This window comes from Streptomyces sp. DSM 106670 (assembly GCF_055792845.1).
Window position 1 is genome coordinate 5,976,101 of the sequence record NZ_CM147704.1, and the last position, 20,790, is coordinate 5,996,890.

General features: G+C 70.1%; 18 protein-coding genes and 1 pseudogene. 12 read left to right on the top strand and 7 right to left on the bottom strand.

The genetic code is table 11. The annotated features are described in order from the left end of the window. The first annotated feature begins 46 nt into the window (after positions 1 to 46). Positions 47 to 700, top strand: coding sequence for a response regulator (locus ACSMXR_RS26600; protein ID WP_473170072.1), 654 nt, complete (start codon positions 47 to 49; stop codon positions 698 to 700). Positions 701 to 708: 8 nt separating this feature from the next. Here the strand turns inward: ACSMXR_RS26600 and glgX are convergent, their stop codons facing one another. Further along, complete coding sequence (gene glgX, locus ACSMXR_RS26605; protein ID WP_218524700.1) at positions 709 to 3,003, bottom strand: glycogen debranching protein GlgX; 2,295 nt, start codon at positions 3,001 to 3,003, stop codon at positions 709 to 711. 153 nt (positions 3,004 to 3,156) lie between these two features. On the opposite strand from glgX, the gene ACSMXR_RS26610 reads away from it, so the two are divergent. The 3 genes from ACSMXR_RS26610 to ACSMXR_RS26620 all read left to right on the top strand — a co-directional run bounded on the left by ACSMXR_RS26610 (position 3,157) and on the right by ACSMXR_RS26620 (position 6,751). After that, positions 3,157 to 4,398: a L,D-transpeptidase gene (locus ACSMXR_RS26610; protein WP_473170073.1), complete on the top strand. Its 1,242-nt coding sequence runs from the start codon at positions 3,157 to 3,159 to the stop codon at positions 4,396 to 4,398. A gap of 248 nt (positions 4,399 to 4,646) precedes the next feature. Then, complete coding sequence (locus tag ACSMXR_RS26615; protein ID WP_137233575.1) at positions 4,647 to 5,891, top strand: L,D-transpeptidase; 1,245 nt, start codon at positions 4,647 to 4,649, stop codon at positions 5,889 to 5,891. A 92-nt stretch (positions 5,892 to 5,983) separates the two neighbouring features. Next, on the top strand, positions 5,984 to 6,751 hold the full coding sequence (locus ACSMXR_RS26620; RefSeq protein ID WP_381850136.1) for an enoyl-CoA hydratase/isomerase family protein: 768 nt from the start codon (positions 5,984 to 5,986) through the stop codon (positions 6,749 to 6,751). Between the two features lie 595 nt (positions 6,752 to 7,346). On the opposite strand, the gene ACSMXR_RS26625 is transcribed toward ACSMXR_RS26620, so the two are convergent. Next, positions 7,347 to 8,156, bottom strand: coding sequence for a class I SAM-dependent methyltransferase (locus ACSMXR_RS26625; protein ID WP_473170074.1), 810 nt, complete (start codon positions 8,154 to 8,156; stop codon positions 7,347 to 7,349). Continuing rightward, the gene (locus tag ACSMXR_RS26630; protein WP_473170075.1) at positions 8,153 to 9,499 is read right to left on the bottom strand and encodes a helix-turn-helix domain-containing protein; all 1,347 of its coding nucleotides are present in this window, start codon (positions 9,497 to 9,499) and stop codon (positions 8,153 to 8,155) included. The genes ACSMXR_RS26625 and ACSMXR_RS26630 overlap by 4 nt, the downstream gene beginning before the upstream one ends. Positions 9,500 to 9,846: 347 nt before the next feature. On the opposite strand from ACSMXR_RS26630, the gene ACSMXR_RS26635 reads away from it, so the two are divergent. From ACSMXR_RS26635 to ACSMXR_RS26650, 4 genes and pseudogenes are all read left to right on the top strand, one after another. Then, positions 9,847 to 10,152, top strand: coding sequence for a hypothetical protein (locus ACSMXR_RS26635; protein WP_473170076.1), 306 nt, complete (start codon positions 9,847 to 9,849; stop codon positions 10,150 to 10,152). Positions 10,153 to 10,345: 193 nt separating this feature from the next. After that, positions 10,346 to 11,471: pseudogene (locus tag ACSMXR_RS26640) on the top strand (radical SAM protein). Further along, on the top strand, positions 11,468 to 11,632 hold the full coding sequence (locus ACSMXR_RS26645) for a hypothetical protein (protein ID WP_473170077.1): 165 nt from the start codon (positions 11,468 to 11,470) through the stop codon (positions 11,630 to 11,632). The pseudogene ACSMXR_RS26640 and the gene ACSMXR_RS26645 overlap by 4 nt, the downstream one beginning before the upstream one ends. A gap of 88 nt (positions 11,633 to 11,720) precedes the next feature. Further along, positions 11,721 to 12,617: a GNAT family N-acetyltransferase gene (locus tag ACSMXR_RS26650; protein WP_473170078.1), complete on the top strand. Its 897-nt coding sequence runs from the start codon at positions 11,721 to 11,723 to the stop codon at positions 12,615 to 12,617. A gap of 690 nt (positions 12,618 to 13,307) precedes the next feature. Here ACSMXR_RS26650 and ACSMXR_RS26655 read toward each other — a convergent pair. Next, a complete protein-coding gene (locus tag ACSMXR_RS26655; RefSeq protein WP_473170079.1) occupies positions 13,308 to 13,670 on the bottom strand; it encodes a hypothetical protein in 363 nt (120 codons plus the stop codon). Then, positions 13,667 to 14,071 (bottom strand): hypothetical protein, encoded by a 405-nt coding sequence (locus ACSMXR_RS26660; RefSeq protein WP_473170080.1) that lies wholly within the window; start codon positions 14,069 to 14,071, stop codon positions 13,667 to 13,669. The genes ACSMXR_RS26655 and ACSMXR_RS26660 overlap by 4 nt, the downstream gene beginning before the upstream one ends. Positions 14,072 to 14,905: 834 nt before the next feature. Between ACSMXR_RS26660 and ACSMXR_RS26665 the strand changes: the two genes are divergently transcribed. From ACSMXR_RS26665 to ACSMXR_RS26680, 4 genes are all read left to right on the top strand, one after another. Then, the gene (locus ACSMXR_RS26665) at positions 14,906 to 15,421 is read left to right on the top strand and encodes an ATP-binding protein (protein WP_137233577.1); all 516 of its coding nucleotides are present in this window, start codon (positions 14,906 to 14,908) and stop codon (positions 15,419 to 15,421) included. Between the two features lie 389 nt (positions 15,422 to 15,810). Further along, positions 15,811 to 16,626, top strand: coding sequence for a polysaccharide deacetylase family protein (locus tag ACSMXR_RS26670; protein ID WP_473170081.1), 816 nt, complete (start codon positions 15,811 to 15,813; stop codon positions 16,624 to 16,626). 39 nt (positions 16,627 to 16,665) lie between these two features. Next, entirely contained in the window at positions 16,666 to 16,881 is a 216-nt protein-coding gene (locus ACSMXR_RS26675) for an EF-hand domain-containing protein (protein ID WP_030079131.1), read from the top strand. Between the two features lie 158 nt (positions 16,882 to 17,039). Then, complete coding sequence (locus ACSMXR_RS26680) at positions 17,040 to 18,128, top strand: CopD family protein (RefSeq protein WP_473170082.1); 1,089 nt, start codon at positions 17,040 to 17,042, stop codon at positions 18,126 to 18,128. Here the strand turns inward: ACSMXR_RS26680 and ACSMXR_RS26685 are convergent. Together ACSMXR_RS26685 and ACSMXR_RS26690 are read right to left on the bottom strand one after the other, a co-directional pair. Further along, positions 18,125 to 19,594 carry a carboxylesterase/lipase family protein gene (locus tag ACSMXR_RS26685; RefSeq protein WP_473170083.1) on the bottom strand — a complete coding sequence of 490 codons (1,470 nt, stop codon included), beginning with the start codon at positions 19,592 to 19,594 and terminating at the stop codon, positions 18,125 to 18,127. The genes ACSMXR_RS26680 and ACSMXR_RS26685 overlap by 4 nt on opposite strands. Positions 19,595 to 19,773: 179 nt before the next feature. Then, the gene (locus ACSMXR_RS26690; RefSeq protein WP_455431459.1) at positions 19,774 to 20,640 is read right to left on the bottom strand and encodes a terpene synthase family protein; all 867 of its coding nucleotides are present in this window, start codon (positions 20,638 to 20,640) and stop codon (positions 19,774 to 19,776) included. Positions 20,641 to 20,790 lie beyond the last annotated feature (150 nt).

Consider the following 20,790-nt stretch of genomic DNA (forward strand, 5'->3'; position numbering starts at 1 on the left):
CTGCAGCCCCTGGTCAGGCAGGAGTGGGCCCCCGTACGGTGCCGTCATGACCGAGACCCCCGCCCGCGCCATCAGCCTCGTCGTCGTCGACGACCACCCGGTCGTCCGCGACGGACTGCGCGGCATGTTCGCCGCCGCCCCCGGCTTCGAGGTGCTCGGCGAGGCGGCGGACGGCGTGGACGCCCTCGCGGTCACCGAGCGGCTCGACCCGGACGTCGTCCTGATGGACCTGCGGATGCCCGGCGGCGGGGGAGTGGCGGCCATCGCGGAGCTGACCCGGCGCGGCGCGCGCTCCAAGGTCCTGGTGCTGACCACGTACGACACCGACTCCGACACCCTGCCCGCGATCGAGGCGGGCGCCACCGGCTACCTCCTCAAGGACGCCCCGCGCGAGGAGCTGTTCGCCGCCGTCCGGGCCGCCGCCGACGGGCGCAGCGTCCTGTCGCCCGCCGTCGCCTCCCGGCTGATGACCCGGGTCCGCACCCCAGCGGCCGGCCCCGCCGAAACCGCGCTGTCGGCCCGCGAGCGCGAGGTGCTGGTCCTGGTGGCGCGGGGCACCACGAACCGGGAGATCGCCGCCGAGCTGTTCATCAGCGAGGCGACCGTGAAGACCCACCTCACCCACATCTTCGCCAAGCTGGGCGCCAAGGACCGGGCCGCGGCCGTCGCCGTGGGCTACGACCGGGGCATCCTCGGCTGAGGCCCCGGCTACTCCACCACGCGCAGCAGCAGCACCGACCGGGCCGGCACCGTCACCTCCGTACCGCCGTCGACGACCGTGCCCGGGGCCTCCGCCTGGTCCTCCCGCGAGGTGTCCAGGACCAGTTCGTAGGCGTCCGCCCACGGCGCGCCCGGCAGCTCGAAGGCGACCGGCTCCGCGCCCGCGTGCAGCACCGCCAGGAAGCTGTCGTCGCTCACCGGCTCGCCCCGCGCGTCCCGCCCCGGAATGTCCCGGCCCGAGAGGTACAGCCCGAGCGTGGCCGCCGGTGCGTACCAGTCGCCCTCCGTCATCTCCCGGCCGTCCCGGGCGAACCACGCCAGATCCCGCAGCCCGTCCGGGGCCTGCGCCCGGCCCGAGAAGAACGCGCGGCGCCGCAGCACCGGATGGGTCCGGCGCAGCGTCAGCACCCGGGCCGTCAGCTCGGTCAGCTCCCGCCACTCGGGCTGCTCAAGCAGCGACCAGTCGACCCAGCCGGTCGCGTTGTCCTGGCAGTAGGCGTTGTTGTTGCCGCCCTGCGTCCGGCCCATCTCGTCGCCCGCCACCAGCATCGGCACCCCGGTGGACAGCAACAGCGTGGTCAGCAGGTTACGGAGCTGGCGGCGGCGCAGCGCGTTGATCTCCGGATCGTCGCTCTCGCCCTCCGCCCCGCAGTTCCACGCCCGGTTGTCGTTCGTCCCGTCCCGGTTGCCCTCCCCGTTCTCCTCGTTGTGCTTCTGCTCGTAGGAGACCAGGTCGCGCAGGGTGAAGCCGTCGTGCGCGGTGACGAAGTTGACCGAGGCGTACGGGCGGCGGCCGCCCCAGGCGTACAGATCGCTGGAGCCGGTCAGCCGGTAGCCGAGATCCCGTACGTCGGGGAGCGCGCCGCGCCAGAAGTCCCGTACGGCGTCGCGGTAGCGGTCGTTCCACTCGGTCCACAGCGGCGGGAACGCCCCGACCTGATAGCCGCCGTTGCCGACGTCCCACGGTTCGGCGATCAGCTTGACCCGGCGCAGCACCGGGTCCTGGGCGATCACCGCGAGGAACGGCGAGAGCATGTCGACGTCGTGCATCGAGCGGGCCAGCGCCGCCGCCAGGTCGAAGCGGAAGCCGTCGACGCCCATCTCGGTGACCCAGTAGCGCAGCGAGTCGGTGATGAGCCGCAGCACCTGGGGCTGCACCACGTGCAGGGTGTTGCCGCAGCCGGTGTAGTCCGCGTAGCGGCGCGGGTCGTTCTGGAGGCGGTAGTAGCCCCGGTTGTCGATGCCGCGCAGCGACAGCATCGGGCCCAGCTCGCCCGCCTCCGCGGTGTGGTTGTAGACGACGTCGAGGATCACCTCGATCCCGGCGTCGTGCAGCGCGCGCACCATCCGCTTGAACTCGCCGACCTGGCCGCCCGCCGTGCCGGAGGCGGAGTAGTCGGCGTGCGGGGCGAAGTAGCCGATGGAGTTGTAGCCCCAGTGGTTGTGCAGCCCGCGCCGCAGCAGATGGTCCTCGTGGGCGAACTGGTGCACCGGCAGCAGCTCGACGGCGGTCACCCCGAGCCGGGTCAGATGCCCGATCGCCGCCGGGTGCGCGAGACCGGCGTAGGTGCCGCGCAGCTCGGGCGGGATGTCCGGGTGGAGCCTGGTGAAGCCGCGCACATGCAGCTCGTAGATGACGGAGTCGGCCCACGGGGTCTTGGGCCGGCGGTCCTCCACCCAGTCGTCGTCATCGTGGACGACCACACCCTTGGGGACGTACGGGGCCGAGTCCCGGTCGTCGCGCACGGTGTCGGCGACATGCTGGTCCGGCCAGTCCCGGACATGCCCGTACACCTCGGGCGGCAGGGTGAAGGTCCCGTCGACCGCACGGGCGTACGGGTCGAGCAGCAGCTTCGCCGCGTTCCAGCGGGCCCCCGTCCACGGGTCCCAGCGGCCGTGCACCCGGTAGCCGTACCGCTGACCGGGCCGTACGCCGGGGACGAAGCCGTGCCAGATCTCATGGGTCAGCTCGGTCAGCGGACAACGGGTCTCGACGCCCCGCTCGTCGAACAGACACAGCTCGACCGCCTCGGCCCCGCCCGCCCACAGCGCGAAGTTCGTCCCCGCCACCCCGTCAGGCCCGACCCGGAAGCGGGCCCCCAGCGGCATCGGGGCCCCGGGCCACACGGCGGGCGCGGCCGCCCCCGACCGTACGGCGTCGGCGCGCTGCACCTGGGCGACCTCCGCCCGCACGGCGGCCACCGCGTCCGGATCCGGCACCGGCTCCTGACCCCGCACCGGCTCCTGGTCCTGTACTGCCTCCTGCTCGGCTGCGCTCGACACCGTGCGGCCTCCCGCGGCTCGTGGGACGGGCACCTTCGGAGGGGCGCGCGGCGTCCCGGCCGCGGCCCCTTCCCGGTAGTCCTCCCCTCTGTTCTGCCCACCGGGCGGCCCGCACTCACGTTTCCCCCGACCGGCCCTGGTCGTTGGGGGAGCGTGAACCACACAGCGAAGTGCGCACGGGCCGGCTCGGCCGCCGTGCTGACATGGGCAGGACTGCTGACCGTGCTGGCCCTTCTGACCGGCTGCACCGACACCCGGGAGGCCCTGCTCAACGGCAAGGCGCGATCCCCCGGCGACGCGATCAGCGTCTTCCCCGAGAACGGCGCCAAGGACGTCGACGAGGAGACCCGGATCGCGGTGAAGGTCCCCGACGGGCGGCTGGAGAGCGTGAAGGTCATGCGGATCGAGGACGCGCAGCAGCAGACGGTGGCCGGGCGCATCGCCGAGGACGGACGCTCCTGGGCCCCGGAGCCCAAGGTGGCCCGGCTCGCCCTCGCCGCGAAGTACAGCATCGACGCGGTGGCCGTGGACGGACAGGGGCGGCGCTCCGCCCGGCACGCCACCTTCACCACGCTCGTGCCCGAGCACCGCTTCATCGGCTACTTCAAGCCGGAGAACCGGTCCACCGTCGGCACCGGCATGATCGTCTCCTTCTCCTTCAACCGGCCCATCGCCGACCGGGCGGCGGTCGAGAAGGCCATCCGGGTGACGTCCGATCCGGTGGTGGAGGTCGCCGGCCACTGGTTCGGCAAGGACCGGCTCGACTTCCGCCCGAAGACGTACTGGAAACCCGGCACCGAGGTCACCGTCGACATCGGACTGCGGGACGTCGAGGGCGCCCCGGGGGTCTACGGCAGCCAGGACAAGACCGTCGTCTTCACGGTCGGCCGCTCCCAGATCTCCCGCGTCGACGCGGAGGAGAAGACCATGGAGGTACGCCGTGACGGGGAGCTCGTCAGCACGGTCCCGATCACCGCGGGGGCCCCGAAGACGACCACGTACAACGGGAAGATGGTGGTCACCGAGATGCACGAGGTGACCCGGATGAACGGGGCGACCGTCGGCTTCACGGACAAGAAGGGCAAGGGCGAGTACGACATCAAGGACGTACCGCACGCGATCCGGCTCACCGAGTCCGGCACCTTCCTGCACGGCAACTACTGGGCCGACGAGTCCGTCTTCGGCGAGGAGAACGTCAGCCACGGCTGCATCGGGCTGCGCGACGCCAAGGGCGGCAGCGGCTCCGCACCCGGCGGCTGGTTCTTCGACCGGACCCTGATCGGCGACGTGGTCGAGGTGGTCAACTCCAAGGACAAGAAGGTCGCACCGGACAACGGGCTCAGCGGCTGGAACCTCGGCTGGAAGAAGTGGAAGGCCGGTTCCGCCCTGCGCTGAGGCCCCGCCGGGCCCCCGGACGCGCCCCGTGCCCGGGCATCCGGGCGCCCCCTTCGGCCGTCCCCTCCGGTCGGCCCCGGCACCCCGCGCCACCTGCACAGCTCCCCGGACCAGTTGGGACGGAACGGTGACATTCCGGAGGGAGTTCATCCCGGTCGCGATGTGATTATCTTGCGGCGACGCGCATTTTCTGCGCGCGGGGGTGCGGGCCATGGCGGGGCCAGGCCGTGCGAGGGGAGACGACCACAGTGAACGGGCAGCCGATATCGGGGGCATCGGCCGGGGCGAGCGGGAAGCGGCGCGGCGGGCCGGGGCTTCTGGCCCTGGTTCTGGGAGCACTGCTGTTGCTGGTGACGGCGTGCGGCGGCAATGCCGACGCGGGGGACAGGAAGAGCCCCGCGGGCGGTACGAAGAAGGAGGACACGACCGCCTCGCAGGCGGTCGTGACCATCGCGCCCAAGGACGGCGCGGAGTCCGTGGCGACCAGCGGCGCGCTGAAGATCGGCGCCACGCAGGGCAAGCTGACCACGGTGAAGGTCGCCGACCCCAAGGGCAACGAGGTCGCGGGCGAGATCGCGGCCGACGGCGCGAGCTGGGCGCCGGAGCGGCACCTCGCCGCCGCCACCAAGTACACGGTGCACGCGGTCGCCAAGGACGCCGAGGGTCGTGAGTCGGCGAAGGACACCACGTTCACCACGCTGGTGCCGCAGAACACCTTCATCGGGCAGTACACGCCGGAGGACGGCTCGACCGTCGGGGTCGGCATGCCGGTCTCCATCCACTTCACCCGGGGCATCACCGACCCGGCCGCGGTGGAGCGGGCGATCAAGGTGACGGCCGAACCGGCCGTCGAGATCGAGGGCCACTGGTTCGGCAACGACCGCCTCGACTTCCGCCCGGAGAACTACTGGGCCGCGGGCACCAAGGTGACCGTCGAGCTCAACCTCGACGGCGTCGAGGGCCGGCCGGGCGTCTACGGCAAGCAGGCCAAGACCGTGAAGTTCACCATCGGTCGCAGCCAGGTCTCCACCGTCGACGCGGACACCAAGCGGATGAAGGTGGTCCGCGACGGCAAGCAGATCAAGGACATCCCGATCTCCGCGGGCGCCCCGGCGACGACCACGTACAACGGTCAGATGGTCATCAGCGAGAAGCTCAAGGTGACCCGGATGAACGGCGACACCGTCGGCTTCGGCGGCGAGTACGACATCAAGGACGTGCCGCACGCCATGCGGCTGTCCACCTCGGGCACCTTCCTGCACGGCAACTACTGGGGCGCGTCCTCCATCTTCGGCAACACCAACACCAGCCACGGCTGTGTCGGTCTGCGCGATGTGCGCGGCGGCTACGACAACCAGACGCCGGCGGCGTGGTTCTACAACAAGTCGATGATCGGCGACGTGGTCATCGTGAAGAACTCGAAGGACAAGCAGATCGCCCCGGACAACGGCCTCAACGGCTGGAACATGGACTGGGAGGAGTGGAAGAAGTAACCCTCTTCCCCTTCCTGAACGACCCGGCCGGGCCCGGTGCTGTGACCAACGGCACCGGGCCCGCCCGCGTTAGCGGTGGTTAACCTCTTGGCATGACTGTGACTCTCGAAGTACGCGACGGCGTCGGCACCATCCAGCTCGACCGGCCGCCCATGAACGCCCTGGACGTCGCGATCCAGGACCGGCTGCGGGAGCTGGCCGAGGAGGCGACCCGGCGCGAGGACGTGCGCGCCGTGATCCTCTACGGCGGCGAGAAGGTGTTCGCGGCGGGCGCGGACATCAAGGAGATGCAGGCGATGGACCACACCGCGATGGTGCTCCGGTCCAAGGGCCTCCAGGACGCCTTCACCGCCGTCGCCCGCATCCCCAAGCCGGTCGTCGCCGCCGTCACCGGTTACGCGCTCGGCGGCGGCTGCGAACTGACGCTCTGCGCCGACTACCGGATCGCGGCGGACAACGCCCGGCTCGGCCAGCCGGAGATCCTCCTCGGACTCATCCCCGGCGCGGGCGGCACCCAGCGCCTCGCCCGGCTGATCGGCCCCTCCCGGGCCAAGGACCTCATCTTCACCGGCCGCATGGTCAAGGCGGAGGAGGCCCTGACCCTGGGCCTGGTCGACCGGGTGGTCCCGGCCGCCGAGGTCTACGAGCAGGCGCACGCCTGGGCCGCCAAGCTGGCCAAGGGGCCCGCGCTGGCGCTGCGCGCGGCCAAGGAGTCGATCGACGCCGGACTGGAGACGGACCTCGACACCGGGCTCACCATCGAGCGGAACTGGTTCTCCGGACTCTTCGCCACGGAGGACCGCGAGCGCGGCATGCGCAGCTTCGTCGAGGAGGGGCCGGGCAAGGCCACGTTCCTCTGAGCCGTAGCTCCTGAATATGTCGGTCAGCAACGGGGATACCGGACGCTGAGCGGCTCAGGAGAGGCGGTAGAGGCTTCTGTGGTTGTGGTACTCCGCTGCTGTACGCCCGCTGACAAAACCCTCGCGTCCCGGGTCGGTTGGCAATTGCGTCAGTAGTGGGGTGATACCTGCTCCAGGAGCTCGATCCGCACGTGGCTCACACCCGCGGCCCACGATGGTTCGGTCTGCCGGGAACTCTGCAGGCTTGCTGGCATCCACCGCTGTTGATGTGTCAGGTGGTGGATGTCAGCACGCCACGCGAAGGCTGGACCGGCCCTGCACCGCTGCAGATGTTCGTGGGCGTCCGCCGTTGTGCGCTTGTGTTGTCGCGCAGCCAGACACTCGACGGCGCGTGGGGCGAGCGAGGCCGACCATCGGCTGGGGCACCGGGCCGGGCCAGTCCCATCTGCGGTCAGCTTCAATGGAGCCATGGACGGAGCGATCATTGGGGAGGCAGATGCTCAGCGGTGCCCCCTCGGTGTGACAGGGAAGGCCCCAGACGCGACGGCGCACCTGCAACGCGATGCTCGGCCAGTTGGTCTGACGGGGGCAGCGTTCATCGGCAGACGAGCATGCCGCCAAGACAAGTGACGCGGAAGGCGCCCTCTGCCTGAATGGTCTCGTCAACCCGCTCCCGCGCGCGCTCGATCGTCTCCCGGAACGGAACGCCCATCTTGTCGGCCCAGGCTTCGTACGAGGCCAGGTGCGCGACGACCGGTTCGGCGTCGGTCACCTCGATCACACCGGGAAGGGGGATCGTGCGGATCTCGCCGAAGACCGTACCGAGGATCGCTGGCGCGTCGTCCAGGGTGAAGCGGGCGGACAACTGCACTCGGGCCGGGCCCTCCTGGATGCCCAGCACATCGCCCGCAGCACGTCGCCAAAGGTGCTCCAGTTCCCGCTTGTCGGTCCGACTGTTCGTGGAGACGATCGCGATGCCGCCGGGTGCCAGCACACGGCCCAACTCCCGCACGGCCTGGGACTGGTCCTCAACGTGGTAGAGCATGTGCAGCGCAAGAGCCGCGCCGAGAACTCCATCCGCGATGGGCAGCTGTTGGACGTCTGCGACGACCGCTCCGGGGATGGCGCCGAGAATGCCCTGAGAGACGTCCATGGGCAGCACGTTCAGGTCGGGACGGTCGTCCCGCACCCGAACGACGAACTTCCCATTACCGCAACCCACGTCAGCGACCACACCGCGTACGTCGGCCAGTTCGTTCACGACGATGCCCGGAAGGTCGTGGCTCGGGGTCTGCCATTGGTAGAGAGACTGACGGGCGGCCAGGTGCTGACCCGTGCCGTACGCCTTGGTGGAGAGAAGGCTGCGATCGGTGACCAAATGATCGTGCGTGGGCTGGGCGGTCATCGGGGCTCCGTAGAGTTGCTGACGAAAGCGGGCCGGACGGTCACCTCGTGAATGTGCGCGCGGAGATCCACTGCCGACTGTGCGCCACGGTACGGCTCGCTTCCGAGGAGCGCGGCCAGATTGCGAAGCCTGATGGTGATACTCGCCGTGTAGCCCTCGGCGCCGAACACCTCCGAGAGCTTCGCACCGGCTCCCTCGACGTCACCGCTGGCAAGGTAGGCCGTGGCCAGGTCCAGATGGGCGGCCTGTAGATCGCCGAGGGAGCGGTCGCCTTCCGGCCCGGCCTGGTACAGCTCCACGGCACGATTGGACGCGCTTACAGCGTGCCGGATCTGCTTGTCGCCCCCAACGGCCAACAGAGTGGTCCCGGCGTAGGCCCACTGCTTGGCCTCGGGGAACGAGAAGACGCCAGGCAACTCGTCGGGTTCCGCATCACCTCGTGCCTCATGGGCCAGCGCAAGTACCCTCAGCGCACTGTGGCTGTCCCCTCCGGCTGCACGGGCCCGTGCCTCCAAGCTGAGCAGCCGAGCCTTGATTGTTCCCGTACCAGGGCCTCGACCCTCGCTCTGCCCGGCCTGCGCAAGGTCTCCTGCCCGCCGGTAGTCCCCCGCCCAATAGGCGGCCAGCGACTGGAACGACCGTGCCCATGCGCGTAACGGTGAGTGCTCCGAGATCTCAGCGCACTGCACCACAGTGCGGACATGTGTAGCTGCGGCGGAGCGGTCACCCAGGTCAAGCGACACATGGGCCGCAAGACCGGACAGCCACCCCGCAACCACGTACAGGTGGCGGGTCTGGCTGGGGTGCTGTCGGCCCTCCAGCAACTGGAACACCCCGCCTTGAGCTGTGCGAATCTCCGGGATCAGAAGAGGCAGGGGCCGGCTGACGAAGTCCCGGGCAAGTCGGTCGACATCAGCATCGAACTGCTCCAGTACGAGCGTGTTGACGTTGGTCTCCGCCGCGTGACGAGCGAGCCTGGAAGAAAGCTCCGTATCGATGGCTGAGTTCGGCGCCTCGGCCGGTTCGCGGGGTGTGACCGTCAGGCTGGGCGGTGTCTCCCAGGAGCGTCGGGCAAGGCCGAGCATGTCTCCAGGGATGCGCAGCCCGTCCGAGATCCGTTCGATCACGTCCATGTGCACCAACTGCCTCCGCCCGGTGATCACCTCACCCACCCGGCTCGGAGTCAGGTCACAACGGCGCGCGATCATCGAGGGATAGATGCCCGCTCGCGCCTTGACCAGCCGGAAGATGCGGCCGAAGTCTCTGGCCTGGCATGCCCCGATCATCACTGGATCCGTGAGCAGGCTGACCGGGAGTTCCTTCGAGCGAGGTGGCTCGGGCATCGGGCACGCTCCGGCATGAGGACTACGGATTGCAGCTCGTGGTCAACCGAAAGTGATGTTACCCAAGTTGGGTAACCCGCTTGGCCTTTCTGGCCGTGCCCGCAGATCGCGATGCTCCTGTCCATGGCGAACGGACAGGATGACGTACGGATGACGTTGCGGGTCTCCCGCGACTCCGGGCTGACGTGGGGGCCTCTCGCGGAGGTACGCGTGGGCGATGACCCGGTGGTACCGGAGAACCCGGGCCGCTACCCGCCGTGTGGCTGCCCCCGGTGCGCGCAGCAGGCCCGGAACGCTGTCGCATCCTTCCGGATGGTGTCGTGATGCGGTGCGTGCACTGGTACCGGGTGCCCCTCGACCTTGCGCGGGAAGCACGGGAGAAGGCGGCCACCCCGTACATCGACAAGGCGGTGCAGTGCCAGCTGTCCGAGCGCGACGCGGGTGAGCACTTCGGTCTCCTCACCGACACCGGCGCATACGGGACCGCACTGTGGCTCTGCTGGTACGGGACGGCCGAGACCGAACTCTTTGTGCTGCCGGACTGCCCGGTGGTCGCCCCTGGTCCTGACGGGGAGGGCTGCAGTCTGTTCGCCGACCACCCCGAGCAGCACACCTGGGAAGACGCCCCGGAGGAGGTCTCGTGCACCAGCTGATCGCGAGCCCGCAAAAGCCCCGGCGCATTCGCTCGCCTCGCAACGAACAGTGCGGGGACTGCGGTGGCAGCGGCGCCAATTCGTCCGGCAGAACCTGCGGCACCTGCAACGGGCTGGGCGAGATTCACTGCCGCACCGACTACCTGGCGTCCCGTGTGTTGTCCCGCTCCGTGATCCGGAAGGAGGGCCACTGATGGCCCACGCTCTGATCGCCTCCCCGTTCCTCGACGGACACCTTCTCCTCAAACCCGGGGCAAGGGCCGGCGCCCGAATCTCCGCCGACCACTTCGAGGGCCTGCGCCAGGCTGCCACCAACAATGGGTCGCTTCCCACCTGGGCGGTGCAGACCGCCTCCGACGTGTGGGGCCTGGACCTGGGCGGCCAGACCGCGCACGGCACGGTGCTGGTGCGCGAGCCGTCCCCGTACGGCTACTGCCGGGCGTCCTGGGAGATCAACCTCGGCTGCAACTTCGGCTGCAAGCACTGCTACCTCGGCGAGCGCCCGTTCTCCGGCCTCGGCCGGGAGGACAAGGTGCGGCTGCTGGACATCATGCGCGAGGCCGGTGTCCTCTGGCTCCAGATCACCGGCGGCGAGCCCACCATGGACCCCCACTTCCAGGATGCCTACTGGTACGCCTGGCGGGCCGGGATGATGCTCACCATCTCCACCAACGGCTCGCTGCTCTGGCGTCCGGACCTCCTCAAGCTCTTCCGGGACTGTCCGCCCTATCGGCTGGTGGTCAGCATGTACGGGGCGAGTAGGGAGTCCTTCGACGCGCTCACCCAGCGCCGCGGGGCGTGGAAGGCGTTCCGGCGCGGCATGGACGCCGCACGTGAGGCGGGGCTGCCGCTGCGGATCAACGTCGTGGTGACCGAGGACAACGCCTCCGAGGCCGACGAGATGGCCGCCCTCGCCGATGAGTGGAACGTCGAGAACCACGCGTACACGAACATGACGCCCACGATCTACGGCGGCGGCGAACCGCTGCTCGCCCAGTCCGCCGCCCACCTGCGCCAGCGCAAGCCGTTCGCCGGATGCAACCGCGGGACACACCTTCTTCCACGCCGACCCGCACGCCAAGGTGTCGATCTGCAAGGTCGGCCGCGACGACCAGATCGACCTGATGGCCGAAGGTATCGACGGTCTCACCCGGCTCGGCGCCATCGCCGACCGCCTCATGCTTCGCACCGGTGGGTGCGAGGGCTGTGCTCTGTCCGGCACCTGCCGGGTCTGCCGTCCCCTGGCCAAGCATTACCAGGAGGCCAAGGCGCCGCTGCACAGCTACTGCCAGCACGGAGACAAGGAGAACGCCTCATGACCCCGCCCGTACCGGTGACCATGCTCCCCGGCCCGCCGACTTCGGCCCGCCGTCCGGCACCGCCCGTCGCCACCCTCTCGGTGACCGCCGTACTGGACCTGGACGAGGTCGTGGAGAGCGCGGAGTGCTCCTGCGACGCCGGTGACGACAACCCCCACTGACCGACACGAGCCGGTCAACTCCGCTCAGGCCCCGGCGTGCTCGCGTCGGGGCCTGAGCCCTGACCGCCCCGCCGCTAGGGTGCCGCACATGTTCTTCCGCTGGGACTGGCTCCGGTCCCAACTGACCGCGCCGATCGTGCCGACTCTCGGTCCCGTCCACCCCGACGCCCTGTCGGTCGACCTCTTCGAGGACATGCTGCGAGCCGCGGACACCGGGGACTTCCTGCCCTACGACAAGGACCGGCGCTGGGGCGGCGAGAAGGACGAGAAAGTCCTACGCAACGACGTGGTGCACCAGCGCGAGCACACCCTCGTCCCCACCCTGAGCCGGCGTGGACGCGGCGCTGCCAGGGTCTTCGCCTACGGGCTCCGCGACAGCGTCGTGGAGGAGGCCGCCGAACTGGCCGCGAAACTCGCGGCCGCGCACGACGTGGTCAGCGCCCGGGTCGTACGTCCCCTGAGCCCCGAGACCGCGCACCCGCGCGGCGCCCGCATCCAGCTGAAGGACTTCACCGCCGGCCCCTGCCCCGACCCGGGTGGTCCGGTCCGGCCCGTCACCGCCTGGCCGACCGCCGTACAGAAGACCTTCGCCCCGTTCGCCGACACGATGGCCGCCGATGGCCTGGCCTTCCTTCACCATCAGATGCAGGCCGACCGGTGCGGCCCGGTCCTCGCCGCAGTCGTCGACGACCGCATCGTGGGCGCGATCGGTCCCATGGAGGTAGGTGCGGACGCGATCGGACGCCTCCAACTCATGCCCCAGTACTTCGCTGTCCTGCCCGACGCCCGAGGGCAGGGCCTGGGACGGAACCTGTGGCGTGCCGCCATGCACTGGGGTCAGACACACGGTGCCGCGTACCAACTTCTCCAGACCGAGGTCGACGGCCCCTCCGATCAGCTGTGTCAGTCCGAAGGCCTGGCCACCCTCGGCTTCAGTCACACCACAAGTCGAACGATGACAGTGGCGCGGCCGGTGGCCACGTAGCCGTCTGACAGATCCGGCGGCGGAACTCCGAAGTAGTTGCTGCCAATCACCGCGGTCACGACATACGTCGGATACCTCCCCCAGGTATTCCCCTGAAGGTCTACGGCCTGCTGCATACTCGGCAGGAATCGAACCTGCAACCCTCTGATCCGTGTCTCTAGCCGGATCGGTCGCCGCCGGTCATACCGGCCGTGCTACGGCCTAACGAGGGCACTTGGAGGTGCGACGGGTTGCTGCAGTTGCTGTACTTCGCTGCCGTACTGCTAGCAAGCAGACCAGCCACGAGAGCTGTCACGGCCCTTCGTGCTACGAGTAGGTCGCGACTACGATCGATATGGCGATCCCAAGAAGGACGCCTATGCCAAGCCAACGCCAGCGCCCTTCCCAGTCGGGCAAAACCACCGGCGGGGGCGGGGTAACCCTTGCTTCTACGCGCCTCGCAATCTCAGCGAGCGACATGGTCACCTGCTCTAGCTCGCTCGTTTCAGGGCTACGTCCCTTCAGATTTTCAACCCGTTGCGTTGACTCGCTGAGCTCGCTCAGACTGCCTTCCAACCGGGTGGCAACCTCGTGCAGATTGTTGCCGCCCTGGGGGGCGAAAAGCCCTTCCAGGCGCCTGACCAGGTGGTCGAGCTTGTCGACGTCGATCTTCTTGGAGGCGCTGGACAGCTGTTCCGCGGCGAGGCTCAGTTAGTGGGCGACATCTTCGTTGATGCTCTTGCTTGCATGACCGAGTAGGCCTGCGACGTCTTCGTTGATGCTCCGGGAAGCGCGCGAGATCTGGCCGGCGACATCCTCGTTGATACTCCGGGTGGCCAAGGAGAGCTGGCTTGCCGTTTCAGGGGAGATGACGCCGTCTCGCAGGGCCTGTTCAAGCATGTGGGACAGCCCAGGCGCGATCCTCCCAATTTTCCTGAGGGTGATCCTGGTCTGCGGGTCGATCTCGTGATGAATATTGATGTCACCGTGGTGGTCGCGGCCGACAAAGGCCCCGTCGCCGGAGTTGATCTGGACGTGGCGTTGTTCTGGAAGCGCCGCGTCGTCGGTGGTCATCGGCCGTCTCGGGTGTTGATGTTGATGTCGCCGTAGTGGTCGCTGCCGATGAAGGCGCCAGAACCGTGGTTGTGCTGTGAGCCGATGTTGACCGTCTTCGTCGGTGCCGTCGTCTTGAGTTCCTCGATGTCGGCTCGGGCGTCGGGGTGAGCCTGGAGAAAGGCGGCAAGCAATTCGGTCCAGGCGTCTGTGACAGTGCGCCCCGTGATTTCATGCCGGGCCAGGGATGCCACCTGATCGTTCAGCACCTGTAGGGCAGCAGCTTCCTCTTGAGGGTTGCCGCCGCGACGGAAGATGGCCGAGATCCGAGTACGCAAAGCGTCGGCCTGGCCTTGGAGCAGGTAGGAGAGGACTCCGCTGGCAGCTCCTGTACTCACGGCCATGACTGCTTCTTCGTACATAAGACGGCTACCCCTTCGGCTGGCGGATGGCGCGCTCGTGCGGGTCGGTGCGACCTAGTTGGGGCCGTTGCGCGCGCCGGAACCGACTGACTGTACCGGCCATGCCATGGCAGGGGCTGGGCAATGCGGGGTGCTGACCGAAAACGGCTGCTGAAGGCGCGTTCGCAGCTGGGCGGTTGCCCCGGCCGCTTCAACCCCTTCGTCCCGAAGCAACTCGGGCGCTGGTACTGCCTTGGTCTGACGCGGGTCTCACCTGCGCTGATGGTCCGCTGACGTCCACGCTCGTCCGCCGTTGTCGCGCAGTTAGACACTCAACGCTCGACGGTTGTTCGTCGGCGAGTCGGTTGTCAGTGCTGGCGTCTATGGTCTCAAACGCGCGGTCCGCTTCCGGGGGTTCCAGCTCTGAAGAGAATGGTTGCATCCCCGGCCTGTCTGGGGCGGCCCGGAGAATCGTCCGCGACCTAACCGACGGCCGGGCCTCGCCGATGGCCTGCCAGAGCCGACCGCGCACCACCTCCCCTCGGGGGCGCCACCTGATCCGTAGTCAGATGACCGGCGGTCCCTAGTCGGATCGGGGCGGCCGGTAGTCGGGTCGGACGGCCCCGCTTTCGGGAGTTCATCCGTCAGAGCGGATTATCCGGGCCTTAAGGCAACCTTAAGGCCCGGTGCCGCCGTCGGCCGGGCAGCCCTCGTGGGGTGGTGTATCGCCGCAGGTCAGCGGGGCTCTTCGGGGTTCTCTTTTGCCAAAGGCATATGTCGAAAGCCTTCTGCGGAATGAGTTGTTCCGGGATATGGATTCCTGCGGAACGGCCCCGGAGGCCGATTCGTGCGGCCATGATGGTGGGCATGGCGGGCCTGGAGGGTGTGGATCAGCCGCGACCGCGCAGCAGCGCGACGGCGGCACGCAGTTCGTCGACCATGGATGACGAACAGGCGTTCAAGGCGCTGGAGTTGTTCGGAAATCCGACCGAGGGGGAAGTCCGGCTGCCGTCCCGTCCGGAGTCGGCGGCGACGGCCCGTCGGCTCACCTCCTGTGTCGTGCTCCGTCAGTGGGCTCTTTCGCCGCAGACCGCGGAGTACGCGGTGCTCCTGGTCTCCGAGCTGGTCGGCAACGCGGTGCGCCACACCGGGGCCCGGGTCTTCGGGTTACGCATGGTGCGCCGGCGGGGCTGGATCCGTGTCGAGGTGCGTGATCCCTCGCGCGGGCTGCCGTGTCTGATGCCGGTGCGCGAGATGGACATCAGCGGCCGGGGGCTCTTCCTCGTCGACAAGCTCTCCGACCGCTGGGGCGTGGATCTGCTGCCGCGCGGCAAGACCACCTGGTTCGAGATGCGGATCTCCGACCGCTGACCCGCTGACCTGCTGATACGCAGAAACCCCCGGTCGGCCGTGGTGCGGCGCTGCGAGGGTTTCTGACGGGGGCCGTGACATGGGGGGTGTGTTCACGGCCGCTCAAGACGACCTTGGCCCGGGTCAATGGGGGTCGTGGATCCGACTATGGCAGATGGGCGACCCCGGTGCCAAAGCGACTTGTCGGAATATTTAAGGAACAAACGGGCAACTCTTGGTTGAATCGCAGGTGTGCTCGGTCACTTGCCTGGTTTTCCATGCATTTTTATGGTGACGCTTGAATGATTCATTGATCATCTGCTGAACTGCCCAATCACCTCATTTCACCCAATACGCCCCTACTGTGTCCCGGGAATCGGTGGAACCCGTGGAGCGTGAGGTGGTCGGGCATGGACGGACGCAGGGCTCCGATGGGCCGCCGTGACGCACTGGGCGCGGGGGCCGGAGTGCTGGCCGCCGCCCTCGCCGTCGGATGCGCCCGGAGCGACCGGGCGGCGGGCGGAGCCGCCGGACCCGCCGTGCCGCCCGAAGCGGCTCCGGCGGCCGCGCCCGCCCCGCACCGCTTCCCCGGTCTGCCCTTCCGTATCGCCCACGGCCCCCGCGACCTGCCCCGCGTCGCCCTCACCTTCGACGGGCGGGGCGACCCCGGCCTCGCCCGTACCGCACTCGCCCGCTGCGAACAGGCCGGGGCGCGCGTCACGGTGCTGGCGGTCGGCACCTGGCTCGCCGAACACCCCGGCCTGGCCCGCCGGATCCTCGACGGGGGCCACGAGATCGGCAACCACACCGAGCACCACCTCGACCTCGCGGAGTTGGACGAGCGCGCGGCGTACGAGGAGATCGCCGCCTGCGCCCGGCGGCTGCGCCGGCTCACCGGGTCCATCGGCGCCTGGTTCCGCCCCTCGCCCACCGCGTACGCCTCCCCGCTCGTCCAGCGCCTCGCCCAGCGGGCCGGCTACCCGCACGTCCTCGGCTGCGACGTGGAATCGCTCGACCACGCGGCCACCCGCGTCGCCACCGTCACCCGGAAGGTCGCCGGGGAGCTCCGCAACGGATCGGTGGTGGAGCTGAGCCTCGGCCGCCCGGTCACCGTCGACGCGCTGCCGCTGCTCCTCGCCGAGATCGGCCGGCGCGGACTGCACGCGGTGACGGCCACGGAGTTGATGGGCCGCCCGGCCACCGGCCTCACCCGGACGGCCCGATAATCTGACCCCTGACATTCGGCATCACGAAGGGGCGGAACAGTGGCGGACATCGAGTCGGCGCGGACGGCATTCGAGCGGTTCGACCAGAACGGCGACGGCCTCATCACGGCCAACGAGTACAAGAGCGCCATGGCCCAGCTGGGCGACCCCTTCGTCACCGAGACGGTGGCGCAGGCGATCATCAACGCCCACGACGCCAACGGTGACGGCCTGCTCACCTTCGACGAGTTCTGGGCCGCGCAGAACAAGGCCTGAGCCGCCGTGCGGCGGCCGGCCCCGCGCCGTCGGGGGCCGGCCGCCGACAGGCCCGGTGTCCCAGGGCCCCATCCGGGTGCTTTTGACCCCAGGGGGTGTCCGACGCCCGCCGTGCGCGGCTTGCTGTGTCTTTGTCCACCGGCGAGGATCGGGCCGTGATGTTCTCCGGACCCCCTGCCGACCCGGCCGCGCCCGGCACGGCTCCCGGGCCGACCGCGCCGCCCGGCACACCTCCCGCCGTGGCCGCACCGGCGCCGGCGGCCGGCGCGCCGTTCGGCGGCGAGATATCCGACGGGCCGTCCGCCCGTCCCGCCGGGCGCTCCTGGACGACCCCGCTCCTGCTCTGCGGCGCGGGCGCCCTCGCCCTCCTCGTGGCCCTGCTCGGCCCCGGCATCGCGGCCCGCGGCACCGGGGAACTCCGGATACCCGGCGCGGGGCTCACCACCGTGCTCCGCACCGTCCTGTTCGCCGCACTCGCCCTCCACCTGGGCGAACTCCTCGGCCCGCAGCTCGTCCGGCCCGTCCGGGGCCGTCCTCGTACCGCCGTACGGAGCTGGGCGCTGCTCGCCTCGCTCGCCGGTGCGGCCGCCGCGGCCGGGCAGATCGTCCGGCTCGCCGCCGTCAGCGACCTCGGGATCACCGAGACCTACGGCACCCGCGAGGGCGGACTGCTCCTCCTCATCGCCAACGGCCTGGTCATCGCCGCCCTCTGCGCCGCGAGCAGACGCCCGGCCTTCGCCCTCGCCCCGCTCGCCGTCGTCATCGGCGCGGAGGCCCTGCGCGCGCACCCGGAGGCGTACAGCCCCGAGTTCGGCGCCGCCCTCACCGTCGTCCATCTGACCGCCGCGTCGCTCTGGACCGGCGGCCTGCTGTACGTCCTGCGCACCATGTGGCTCTGGCGCGGCTCACCCGTCGCGGCCCGCGCGCTCCTCGGCCGGTACGCGCGCCTGGCGATCTGGCTGTACGTCGCCCTCGCCGCCACCGGTACGGCCTCGACCCTGCGCCGGCTGCCGCTGGACGTGGTGCTCACCTCCGCCTACGGGCGCACCCTGCTGGTCAAGCTGGCGCTGATGGCCGTGGTCAGCGCGCTGGCGGTGGCGGCCCGGCGGCGGATGCTCCGGGACGCCGATCCGTCGGTCGCGCATCTGCTGGCCCGCCGCGAACAGGTCGTGCTGGGCCTGGTCGTGGTGGTCTCGGCGATCCTCACCGTGGTCCCCGACCCGCACTGGATCTCGCTGCGACCCTAGGAGCGGTACGGTTCCCAGCCGCGCAGTTCGTCGTCGCGCGGGGCCAGGACGAGGGCCGGAGCCTCCGGGCCGAAGACCGTCACCGGCCGCCGCGCGTCCCAGGACGGCCACCCCGGGTCCCCGTCCGTCGCGAAGTCCACCCACGCCCGGTGCATCGCGTCCGCCAGGTCCTGCGGGGCGTCGGGGCCGGTCAGGGCCTTTGTGTCGGGGTGGGCGAGCGTGTCGAAGACGAAGCCCAGCTCCAGCGCGTGACAGGCGCCGAGCCGCTGTACGGGGGTGGGCCAGCCGAACTCGTACACGTACGTGGAGCCGGGCGCGTCCGTCCGGGCGTCGGCCAGCCGGTTGAGCGGGACCCGCAGCAGCAGGTCCGTCGCGAGCGCGCCGAGCAGTTCGCCGGGGGTGGCGTCCGGCCGGTTGGCCCGGTAGACGCGGGCGGTGGCGTTCGGCACCCCGAACTTCAGCAGGGCCAGCCGGAGCCGCAGCCGGCCGATCCTCTCGGTCAGGCCGCCGGGCACGAACCAGAGCCGGTACTCCTCGGTGTTCGTTCCCATCAGCAGATCGACCCCGGCGGACGCGCCCGCGTGCAGCGCCGCCACGGGGTCCTGGGGCAGCAGTTCGCCGTCCACGACCAGCTGGAAGGAGTTGCGGCCGGTCAGCGGGTTTCCGCCGCTGGTCACCTCGGTCTGCGCGGTCAGCAGCGCCTCCGGGTCCACGGCGGCCAGCGCGGCTGCCGTCGCGGGCACCCCGAGCCGCTTCGCGATCAGCTCGGTCGTCCCGCGCGCGGCGGCCGGGGGCAGGGCGGCGGGCGCCCCGCTCTGGAGCACCGCCCGCCGCAGCAGCCCCGCCGACCGGGGCGCGGCCAGCAGGGCGGCGATGGAGACCGCCCCCGCCGACTCCCCGGCCACCGTCACCCGGTCCGGGTCGCCGCCGAACGCCGCGATGTTGTCGCGCACCCACTCCAGGGCGGCCAGCTGGTCCAGCAGCCCCCGGTTGGCGGGCGCGTCCGGGAGGACGCCGAAGCCCTCGACGCCCAGGCGGTAGTTGACGGAGACGAGGACCACCCCGTCCCGGGCGAACGCGGACCCGTCGTACACCGGCACCGCCGAGGAACCGTGCACCAGCGAACCGCCGTGGATCCACACGAGGACGGGCAGCCCGGCCGCACCCGGCGCGGGCGTCCACACATTGAGGTTCAGCCAGCCGTCGCCCGCCACCGCCGGATCCGGCAGCAGCCGGTCCAGCGGCGGGGCGTAGGGCCGCTTGGGGGCGGTGGGCCCGTACGTCACGGCCTCGCGCACGCCGGTCCACGGCTCCGGCGGTCCGGGCGCGCGGAACCTCCGTACGCCCACCGGAGCGGCCGCGTACGGGATGCCGCGGAAGACCGCGACGCCCCGCTCCACCGCACCGCGCACGGTGCCGTGCACGGTCGTCACCCGCGGGGCGGCGCCCGCCACGATGTCGGACATGGTGCGTGCCAACCCCTCTCGCGGTGCGGTGACCCGGGCGGAGCCATCCCTGCCCGCGAAGGGCCGTCCGTGACACCCCCCGGACGGCTGGACCGGCCGGTGTCCGGGTGATGTCCGGGTGGTGTCCGGCCGGGCCCGGGAGGTGATTCCCGGGCCCGGCCGGAGGGAGGCGTCGCGCCTCAGGCGGCGAAGTACCGGGACAGCGAGTCCCGTTCGTCCACCTCCACCAGGTCCGGACGGGTGTAGCGCTCGGCGCGCGCGTGGTAGTCGAAGTCGCCCCGGACCAGTCCCCGGTAGTCCTGGACGCAGCGCTCCAGGGCCGCGCGGGTCGGCCCGGTGATGCCCGCCGCCTCGATTTCCTCGATCAGTTCCTTTTCCGCCCGCACCACCCGTTCCGCTATCCGGGCCAACTGGATTCCGGCCTCGTCGACGGCTTCCTGGAGAGTCGAACCCCGGTCGCGCTGAATCAGCCGTACGGCGTTGTGCTCGTAGCCGAGAGCGGCTTCCTTCTCGAAGGAGCAGATGTCGTTGCAGAGCCCCGAATGATCGGTGACCGCGTTCCGCAGGGCGATATACGCGGGCAGGCTCCGGGCGGAATCCGGGAGATCGATTCCGGCGGTGATCTCATGCAGACAGAGAAAGGGCTGCATGGCGACCGAATCCCGCCGGTGCTTGGCGAATTCGGCCCGGCTCGGCACCTGTCCGGCGGCCCGCTCGACGGCCTCGGCGTAGTACGTCCACAGCCAGGCGGCGGTGTCCCGCCGGAACTGCCGGTTCCACTGCGGCGACCGCCCGCGGCAGGTCCGCTCCCGCAGCCCGGCCAGCGCCCGCTCCATCGGTCCGTTCGGCGCGGCCCCGTCGAAGACGTCCACCAGACGGGCGATCGCCCGCTCGCACATCAGCGGATCACGTCCGGCCGGGCCGTCGTCGAACTCGTCGTCCACCAGGAAGGCCCAGAAGAGCCATTGACAGAACAGGTCGAGATGCTCCTGCGTGGCCTTCGGGAAGATCAGGGATATCCACAGTTCCGGACGGGTCCGGATCATTTTCTTCCGGGCCGGTACGGAAAGATCGAGACCTTCGGATTCGGCCCATTCCCAGGCGGCTCCACGGGTTTCCGCGAGGCCTGGATTACACCCAGTGCTCTGGAACGGCATGTGAAACGCCGGTAACGTGATCTGGCTCATTGCTGCCCC